We start from the raw sequence: 9200 nt of genomic DNA on the forward strand, positions 1-9200 counted from the left end.
GAGAGTCGGGCGTGACCAAATCCGGGAATTGATTTTCCAGCGCTTGCAACTCGCGCATCAGCCGATCGTATTCCGCGTCGGAAATTTCCGGGTCATCTAAAATGTAATAGCGGTAGTTGTGATATTGAATTTGTTTTTGTAATTCCGAAATGCGTTCTTTGGCTTGCTCTTTGTCCACGGGCTTGACCTCATGGTTTGGAATTTATTTCTAAAACATAGTTTGACAATTCAGTTGTAATGCCTTTAGCCAGGAAGACACAAAATTTTAAAAATATTTTTTTCTTCGTGTCTTGGCGCCTTGGTGGTAAAAAAAATCTGTTACTCCGTGTCCCCAAAAATCAGCCTTTAATTACCCCCAGCGGTTTCAATCGCGCCACTTTTTTCGAAATCCCGGCGCCGACAACAGCCTCGACGACGTCGGAAACATCTTTGTACGCCTCAGGCATTTCTTCGTCCATCGTTGCCCGGCTTGCTGCCATGGAAAAAATTCCCTTTTGTTCCAGTTCGTCTCTGACTGCCGCGCGCTTGCTGCTTCGATTTTCTGCGGCTCAAAAGTCTGCCGGCGCCGTGGCACGTCGAACCAAAAGTTTGCTCCATCGCACTATCGGTCCCAACGAGCACATAGGAATAGCGTCCCATGTCACCGGGAATGAGCACCGGCTGTCCGATGTCGCGATAAATTTCCGGCAGCGCCGAGTTGCCGGGTCCGAAAGCCCGCGTGGCGCCTTTGCGATGGACGCAGCATTTCGCAGATTTTCCGTCCACGATGTGCGTTTCCATTTTAGCGATATTGTGCGCCACCTCGTACACGATGCTTAATTTTATGTCAGAAGGACTCATTCCCAGCGCACGCATGAATGCTTCCTGTACCCAGTGGGAAATGATTTGTCGATTGGCAAAGGCAAAATTTACCGCGGCAGCCATAGCGGAAAAATACTGTCTCCCTTCCGGAGATTGGATCGGCGCGCAGCACAATTGACGGTCCGGCAGATGAATGGAATATTTTTCCGACGCCTTAATCATCACGCGAATGTAATCATCGCACACCTGATGCCCAAATCCGCGCGATCCGGTGTGAATGGTGATCGTAATTTGATTCTTAAAAATCCCCAGCCGCGAGGCTAAATTTTCATCAAAAACCTGATCCACGTACTGAATTTCCACGAAATGATTTCCCGAGCCAAGCGTCCCCAATTGGGGACGACCTCGCTTTTTCGCTCTTTCACTGACAAAATCGGGATCGGCGCCTTCCATTTGTCCGCTTTCTTCTATCTTTTCCAAATCGCCAGCATCGCCAAAACCGTTTTCCGCTGCCCAGAGCGCGCCTTTTTTTAAAACCTGATCAAGTTCCTGATTGGTAACTTTCAGCTTGCCGGTGGAGCCCACGCCGCTGGGGATGTAATTGAACAACCGATAGACAATGTTTTTGATTTTGTCCTGAATGTCTTTTCGGGAAAGGCCTGTTTTCAACAAGCGCACGCCGCAATTAATGTCGTAGCCCACGCCGCCGGGAGAAATGACGCCGTTGTCCATGTCGAACGCGGCAACGCCACCAATGGGAAAGCCGTAACCCCAATGAATGTCGGGCATGGCAAATGAATATTTCAAAATTCCCGGCAAAGTCGCCACGTTCATTACCTGTACCGCAGCGTTGTCCGTGGATTTTTGTCAGCATTTTTTCTGAAGCATAAATGCGCCCCGGGACATTCATCGCCCCCTGTTTGGGGATTTCCCAAAGGTAATCATGGATTTTTTTTAATTTGAATTCAGCCATTTTTTAAAAAATTTGTGTGATAAATTATTTGAGGCAAAATAATCGCTTCTATGCTTGACTCGATCCCCTAATGCTTGGTAGGAAACAGTAATTTTAAATTTTATCAATTAAGTGATATTTCAGCAAAGCATGAATTGACTCATTTGTTTAAATATCAAAAACGATTTTTGTTTCCCAGAGATTCTTTTTCTGAATTATTTCCAGATCATGAAAAGTCACCGCCTTAATCTCATTTTTGAACGGGTGGCGGTGATGACTAAATTTTTCGCCCAGCGCCATGGCGATGATTCATTGTCGGTTATTTTCTCGATTTCGAATTTATTGAAAATTTTAGATTCTGTGAGAAAAAGAAAGTTCAGTTCAGTGAGCCAGTTTACCAGAAGTTCCTCTTTGTCAATCCCGCTCGCTTCGACTGTTTCGGCTAAATTGTGCTGAATTTTGTCCGCGTCAGTAATCAAGTCGAAAAGAGCAAAAGCCGCATTATCGAACAGATTTTTCATGGTGTCGCCGAATACGCGAATCCGAATGTCGCCGGCGTGTTCCAACTGCTCGTATTTTGCGGCAGGATTCGTTGGGCGCATAAATTTCCCTTTCCAATATTTTTTTCATTCAAATTTGTCTTGGAGAGTTATGCTGTAAATAATATGGGAAATTTTTCTAACTTTGTCAATAAAAAAATTGAATGGTGAAAAACAAAGGAAATTGAGGTAAGCTCAATAAAAAAACGTAGTGACGTGATACCCTTTCAAAGGTTTCGAACCTTTGAAAGGGTAGTATTTTTCGATCACTTCAAATAAATCATCCTTCGGCTTTGCGTCTGATCATCGACGTGCAACTCGTAATAATAAAGTCCGCTGCTCAACGGCTGACTGGCATTGTTGTCCGTTTGCCAGTGAAGCAAATAATTTCCTGGTTCCGCATTTAAATCGGAAAAAGAAGCCACTTTTTGACCCAATGAATTAAAAATGAGCAGCGAGACTGAGTTCGCTTTTTCAGACAATTGATACGGAATAGCGGTCGCGTTGTTGAACGGATTGGGATAATTTTGCCCGAGAAAGAACCCGCGAATCTGCTCCGGATTTTCCTCCTGTGCCACAGAAGTCGGCAGCGGAGATTTGATTTGCAAATCATCGAAATAGAGCAGCCCGATTTCAGCAGTACCCGGCTGGTGACTCAATTGAATGCTGTCGAACCGCAGCGTTCCGTCCAGATTGCCGTCGCCCAACCAGGTTCCTGTGCTGTCCGTTGACATGTCCCATTTCACTAATTTCCAGCCGAGCCAGTCGATGGTGTACCAGGGGCTCACTTCGTGATTCGCCGCCGCGGTCTGCGGCACTTTGTCATCAACGCAAAAACGAAATTTGTTGCCGCTGCCGTCGCCGAAAATGTACATTTCCAGAATGTGATTTTTGTCAAAGTGAATATTTTTCGGAGCCCCGCCGCTGAGGTAAATGCGGATCAGCCAATCAGAAGCGCTTTCATTCCAGCCGTAACTCAAGCCAAGCGAAGAAGTGCTTTGCGTAAGCGGATTTACAATTTCGTGGCTCACAAACCTGAAAGTAGTGTCCGGCTGAATGCCTGTTGTGCTTCCGCTGGAACTTGGATCCCACCAATTCGCCGTGATGTCAGATTCAAACGGCTCAATCGAAGAAGTCTCATACTGTCTGGATGTCACAGTAAACACAAGCGATTTGTAACGCGGCATTCTATTGCCAAACACGTCCGTGATGCCCGGGAAAACCCTGCCGATGTATTTGACGCCATTCTGTAGCGGCTGCTGGGGAACATAGCAAATGACGCTCTGATCATTAACGAGATAATGAAAAGGAGTAACTTTTTCGAATATTGCCGTGGCGGTATTTTTTATTTTGAAAGAATTTGCTGTGACCGTGCTGGTGTCAATTTTTTCGTCAAAAGTAATGTTGATGATGGGGAAATTTTCTACTTCCGTTGCATTGATTGGCGGATAACTGCTCACGATTTTGGGAGGTTCACGGTCAGAGGAGCCGGTTTTGAATGAAAAAGAAAAATCATCGCCAGCAACGCTGTCCCCGTTGCCATCGAAAAAATGGCCCCAGTTGTCCTGTGCGTCGGCTGAAATATTGATCGTGTAAGTCGTCAGATATTGTAGCGTGTCGGTGCGCATGATGAGTTTTGTGCTGTTTTGCTGCCAGATGTATTGGAATTGCGTTTCCGGCGAAACGGTCAAATTGTGCACGACCGAGGCAGCGTCCATCCGTCTGCTGAATTCGATCACGATATCGTTCCACGCCGTAACGTTCGTGTCGCCGGCTGCCGGAGTTGTGGAAACGACGCGCGGCGGAACCTGGCTGATTAACTGCACATCGACGAAAGTGAAAAAAGTATCAGAGGGCGTCACCTGAACCGTGTCAGCGTTGTAATTTTCCGCGCTGACAATTAATTTCATCGGCTCAATAGGAAGTCCGTCAAAATAGTAAAAGCCGTTATGCAATTGATTCGGATCGTGGGAATAGTTGTGAAATACAGACTCGTAGGTATCGGTCGTGTCAACTCTGCCGTTAATGGAAACGACCGCGCCGTTGATGGGAATGCGGGAGTCGATGTCGCTGATAATGCCGGTTACGATTCCCTCTGCAGGTCGCTCGATGCCGTGAAATTTCAAAATTGACCAATAAAACGTCGTTGCTTCCAATTTTTTCCAAAAATAATTCATGAAGAGCTGCGCCTGTTTCGGATTCGTATGATACCCGGCTTCGCTCAATTCCGAAGGCATCGTCGTCGTTCGATTGACGTGAAGATAGGGGCCGCCGCTTTGCTGGCACCAGTTACTCCAGGTGTAAAAACTGCAATCGCCAAAAGAACCCAGCGTCGTCGTTCTCATGCCTCGCGTGAGAAGATCCACCATGATGCTGCTCATTTTTTTACCGCCGTGGGGCACTTTTTCCTGACCATTGTAATATTGTCCCCAGAGAAGTAGGGTTTCGTCTCTGTCCGGCGAACCGGCGTTGCTGTGAATTGAGTGGTACCAGGCAGCAGCCAGGGAGTTCGCCCTGTCTGTCCGCTGGGAAAGGGAAACTTGCTGTTGGTCGTTGGTGCGAGACAAATAAACGGTGTCAATGTCTGTATTTTCCAGCAATAATTCGCTCAACCGAAGAGCCACGCGCAGGTTTCGCTTCGCTTCGGAAATATTGTAAATCCCGACATTTTCATTCTGGCTATGGCCCGGGTCTAAAAAGATATTCCAGCCGGAGAGCCCAGTCACCTGTTGAGAAAATAGCGCGCTGGAAAGCATTAACAAAAATAGGACGCTATATTTGAAAAATTTCATCGAATAAACTCCTCATCGTCAAAACAGTTTTTCTGGTTCATTTCATCGAATATTTTTTTGCAATTTTTTATTTGGTCTTTCCGCGACCTTGAGAATGAAAATCTTTCCCGATGTCATTTCATCAAAAGCAATTTTTTTGCCGTCCGGAGACCAGCAGGGATTCATCTCAATCAAATGCGATGTTTTTGTCAAATTGACTTTGCCGCTTCCGCCTGCGTCAATGGCGTAAATATCGGATTGCGTGAAATTGTAGCCATCGTCTTTGGTGATCATGTAAATTATTTTTTCCCCATCGGGCGACCATTGCGGATGATTACCTTCGCCGAGGTCGGTGAGTTTGTTTGTCAGCAAATCAAAAACAAACATATTACCACCGTATTTTTCAAATGCCAGTTTTTGGCCGTCGGGAGATAATTCCACATTGAGAAATGGTCCCTCGAAAGGCAGATTTGGCGTTTCGGTTTTTCCGGCGCGAAGGGCGAAAATATTTTTATCATTCCAATAAATCAATGGCCTCTGCGCGCTGATCTGACTGGCTGTCGCTGATACTTGATTTTCATTGTTCGCAGAAAAAATTTCCAGTTTCTTTTTTGTGTAAAGATAGACGTGGTTGTTGTCCGCAGCCCATTGTGGTAATGCAGGCATTTGCGTGCGATAGTCGGTGAGTTGGTAGCTTTGGGAATTTTTCAAGTCAAAAATTTTAACTGCATTAAAGCGGCGATAATTTTCAAATTTGGAAACGCGAGCCAAAATTTTACTGCCGTCGGCTGACCAGCGAAAGCCATAACCAGCGCCTGCTTCGTCAGTGACTTGAAAATAATCTTTTGTTTTCAGGTTCAAAACCCAGATGCCGGCATATTTGGGCTCAGTAAACGCAATTTTTCTCCCGCCCGGCGACCAGCGCGGATTCATGGCGTAAATTCCTTCGCCGGTGATTGCTTCTGCTTTGCCGACAGGAATTAAGGCGGGTTCGTCGGCAAATGCAAGACTCAAAAAAAATAGCATTAAAAAGAACGAAAATAGAATTGAGCGTTTCATTAAAATTCCTCCGCTATTGGACGCTGTGGATAATGGGTGTAAAAAAGTTAGTTAGTTCACCGTACATTTAAAGGGCTTAAGATAATCTAATGACTGGAATCGGCAAAAGTTTCCCTTATCGGGCTTTTTTTGTTTAAATAAGAGCAAAAGATTTGAGCAGAAAAATTCCCAGCGAAATTGTAATGACCGAGCCCAGAGTTGTCGCAACAATAATGTTTCCGGCAAGCTCTGAATTTGCCCCCATAGACCGCGCCATGATGAAGCTGGCAATAGCAGTCGGTGAGGCGAACATTACAAAAAGCACACCTGCCATTTCGCCGCGGATTCCCAGAAAAATCGTGATTAAAATTAAACTGAACGGCAGAATGATTATTTTTATGGCAGCAGCGATGAAAGTCAGGGCAGAATATTCGCGCAGGGAATAAAAATGCAGTGAACCGCCAATCCCGATCAATGCCAGCGGTAAAGTCATCGCAGCGAGATAGTCGATGGCTTTTGCGGCAAAAAACGGAATTTTGATACGAAAAAGAGCGCAGGGAATAGCAACGAAGGCAGCAATGATCAACGGATTGGTAACAATTTCTTTGATTGTTTTTTTAATGGGAATTTGTTTTTCCAGATTCGTGGTTGTCGCCAGAGCAATGACAGCCAGCACGTTGTACAAGGGCATGACAAATGCCAGCAGCAGCGCCGCTTTGCTCAAACCGCTTTCGCCGAATAAATTAAAAATGATTGCAAAGCCGACAATGGCAAAGTTGCTGCGAAAACTGGCTTGAATGAACGCGCCCTGGTCTTTGCCCTCCTTGGTCAAAACAATCGCGATGAGCCAGGCTATGCCGAAAAATGAAATTGTACCAAGATAAGCGATTAAGATTGGCTTAATTTGGAAAGTGCTTTGAAAATCTGCTGTTGCTAATTTCGCGAATACAAGAGCCGGCATGGCGATATTAAATACAACTTTGGATGATGTGTCAATGAAAGCAGTAGTGATCATTTCGCGTCGTTTCAGATAGAAACCGAGCAAAATGATGAGGAAGACGGGAGTGACGGTGTTGAGGGAAAAGAGGAGATTGGTCATAATTTCCTATTTTTGAATGGATTCTTTGAAAAAAATTTGACTGTTAATATAGCTTTTTTATCGTTAAATATCAATGACTAAATTGCACAAATTTTATTTTTAAATTCTTGCCTTTTTAGCAAAATAAACTTCCGCAATTAACCTTGTTTTTCGCTATTATCACATGTAACGTAAGAATAGTATGTCCCGATAAATTCAGAAATTAATGCAAATTAGCAATGTGGTTTCAAAATTAAATGAAATGAAATAGCTTGCTGTTTCATTCTGATAAAGCTTAATCTTATTTTTCTTTTTATTTGGAAATTTCTTCGAAAAACAAAGATATTATAGGAATATTGCCAAATAATGAACTAATTTTCGGCGAATCAGTAATTTTTGAATTATTTATTGGTTTTTTGTTTAAAGAAACCAAAGTGCCAATGGCATGAATGTTGCGATTAAGGATTTTGCCAAAATTATGATAAACAACATTGTGAGGAAAATGATGGGACGCCAAAATACACCAAGGGGGCGCAAGATGAAGCGAAAAATTTTTATTTCTGTTATCACTTTTGCATTGGTTACTGCAAATTTTGCCTTTGGTCAAGTTCCAGTCACTATTCCCGATGTTTCCGGGCAATCAGGCGCACAGGTTACCATTCCTGTAAACATTGGCGACATGTCTGGCATGGATGTTTATTCCTTTGACATCTGGATCACGTTCGATCCGAGTGTATTGACCAATGTCAGCCTTGTAAAAACCGGGACGATTTCTGACTCTTTGCAAGTAATTAGCAATGAGTTGAATAATGAAATTCGCATTAGTGGCTACAATATTTACAATTCTATTGCAGGCGGCGCAGTTTTATTTAAACTGGATTTTACAGTTGTCGGCGATCCCGGGGATGAGACAACGCTGCAATTCTCTCGCTGCATTTTGAATGCCGGCACTCCGGCCACAAATCCGCAGGAAGGTACCTTTACAGTGGAAACGTATCCGGTTACTGTTACCGTTACTACTTCTGTTGGGGGAGGGACAAAAGTGAACGTCGATGGCGTTGAGCGGGATACTCCATATCAAGCGACTTGGGATGCAGGGGATCCTCATACCATTAATGTGCCTTCTCCGCAAAGCGTTGGTCAGGGAACTCGTTATTCATTTGCTTCCTGGAGCGACGGTGGCAGCCGATCCCATACCGTAATTGCTTATTCCGATTCAGTTTTTACCGCTGCCTTGAATACTCAACACCACGTAACTATTAATTCTGATCATGGAAATCCCTCCGGAGAGGGTTGGTACAATGAAGGCCAAACTGTAGAGATTTCAGTCAATTCTCCTGCGGCCGGAGGATCTGGCGTTCGATACTTCTTCGAGTCATGGGCTGGCTCTGGGAATGGCAGTTATAGCGGTGCAAATAACCCGGCTTCAATTACAGTGAATGAGCCAATCACAGAAACAATTTCCTGGACGACACAATATTTTTTGACAGTAAATTCAGATTATGGGAATCCGACCGGGGAGGGTTGGTACAATGCAGGAGAAACAGCGCAATTTTCTGTTGAAAATAAAGTAACTGTTAACAACGATACAAAATATCAATTCACATCCTGGGCAGGAACAGGTACGGGCGCTTATTCTGGTAGCAGCAATCCCAGCAGTGTTGTGATGAATAATCCGATTCAAGAACAAGCAAATTGGCAAGTGAGCCAATATTATGTATCAACATCTGCCACTCCAGATAGCTTAGGGGCCATTATTCCTGCGCCACCAGGCTTATGGGCGAAACCAGATACCGTCATCGAATTCAGAGCAATTCCAAAAGGAGTGAATCTTTTTACTCAATGGAGTGGTGATCTGTCTGGTTCTGATAATCCAAAATCTTTAACGATTGACTCTCCTAAAAATATCGTTGCTAACTTTGGAAAGTACGAGATTATTTTGGATGATTCAGACGCAGAGAGTTATACGGAAGTCGCCGGGACATGGAAGACTAAGCCCAATGGCTCGTCGTTTTACAAGG

Annotated in this window: 7 protein-coding genes and 1 pseudogene; 1 reads left to right on the forward strand and 7 read right to left on the reverse strand. The window is 44.5% G+C overall.

Annotated features, from left to right (window positions below; translation table 11 throughout):
* The 7 genes and pseudogenes from GXO74_04790 to GXO74_04820 form a co-directional block, all read right to left on the reverse strand.
* The coding region (locus GXO74_04790) for a hypothetical protein (GenBank protein ID NOZ60975.1) at positions 1 to 178 on the reverse strand (178 nt) is incomplete at its 3' end.
* 160 nt (positions 179 to 338) lie between these two features.
* Positions 339 to 1635: pseudogene (locus tag GXO74_04795) on the reverse strand (RtcB family protein).
* Between the two features lie 286 nt (positions 1636 to 1921).
* Complete coding sequence (locus GXO74_04800; GenBank protein NOZ60976.1) at positions 1922 to 2053, reverse strand: archease; 132 nt, start codon at positions 2051 to 2053, stop codon at positions 1922 to 1924.
* Complete coding sequence (locus GXO74_04805) at positions 1990 to 2355, reverse strand: archease (GenBank protein ID NOZ60977.1); 366 nt, start codon at positions 2353 to 2355, stop codon at positions 1990 to 1992. Before GXO74_04805 ends, GXO74_04800 begins: the two co-directional genes overlap by 64 nt.
* A 203-nt stretch (positions 2356 to 2558) precedes the next feature.
* On the reverse strand, positions 2559 to 5084 hold the full coding sequence (locus GXO74_04810; GenBank protein NOZ60978.1) for a T9SS type A sorting domain-containing protein: 2526 nt from the start codon (positions 5082 to 5084) through the stop codon (positions 2559 to 2561).
* A 42-nt stretch (positions 5085 to 5126) separates the two neighbouring features.
* Entirely contained in the window at positions 5127 to 6122 is a 996-nt protein-coding gene (locus GXO74_04815; protein ID NOZ60979.1) for a hypothetical protein, read from the reverse strand.
* A gap of 133 nt (positions 6123 to 6255) precedes the next feature.
* A complete protein-coding gene (locus GXO74_04820) occupies positions 6256 to 7200 on the reverse strand; it encodes an AEC family transporter (GenBank protein ID NOZ60980.1) in 945 nt (314 codons plus the stop codon).
* Positions 7201 to 7624: 424 nt separating this feature from the next.
* Here GXO74_04820 and GXO74_04825 point away from each other — a divergent pair.
* On the forward strand, positions 7625 to 9200 hold a 1576-nt coding region (locus tag GXO74_04825; protein ID NOZ60981.1), incomplete at its 3' end, for a hypothetical protein.

The sequence above is a fragment of the Calditrichota bacterium genome, assembly GCA_013152715.1.
Classification (GTDB): Bacteria; Zhuqueibacterota; Zhuqueibacteria; order Thermofontimicrobiales; family Thermofontimicrobiaceae; genus 4484-87.

Bases quoted from the DNA above. Each gene is read 5' to 3' on its own strand.
- GXO74_04820 (NOZ60980.1), bottom strand. From the start codon at position 7,200: ATGACCAATCTCCTCTTTTCCCTCAACACCGTCACTCCCGTCTTCCTC.
- GXO74_04810 (NOZ60978.1), bottom strand. From the start codon at position 5,084: ATGAAATTTTTCAAATATAGCGTCCTATTTTTGTTAATGCTTTCCAGC.
- GXO74_04815 (NOZ60979.1), bottom strand. From the start codon at position 6,122: ATGAAACGCTCAATTCTATTTTCGTTCTTTTTAATGCTATTTTTTTTG.
- GXO74_04800 (NOZ60976.1), bottom strand. From the start codon at position 2,053: ATGGCGCTGGGCGAAAAATTTAGTCATCACCGCCACCCGTTCAAAAAT.
- GXO74_04805 (NOZ60977.1), bottom strand. From the start codon at position 2,355: ATGCGCCCAACGAATCCTGCCGCAAAATACGAGCAGTTGGAACACGCC.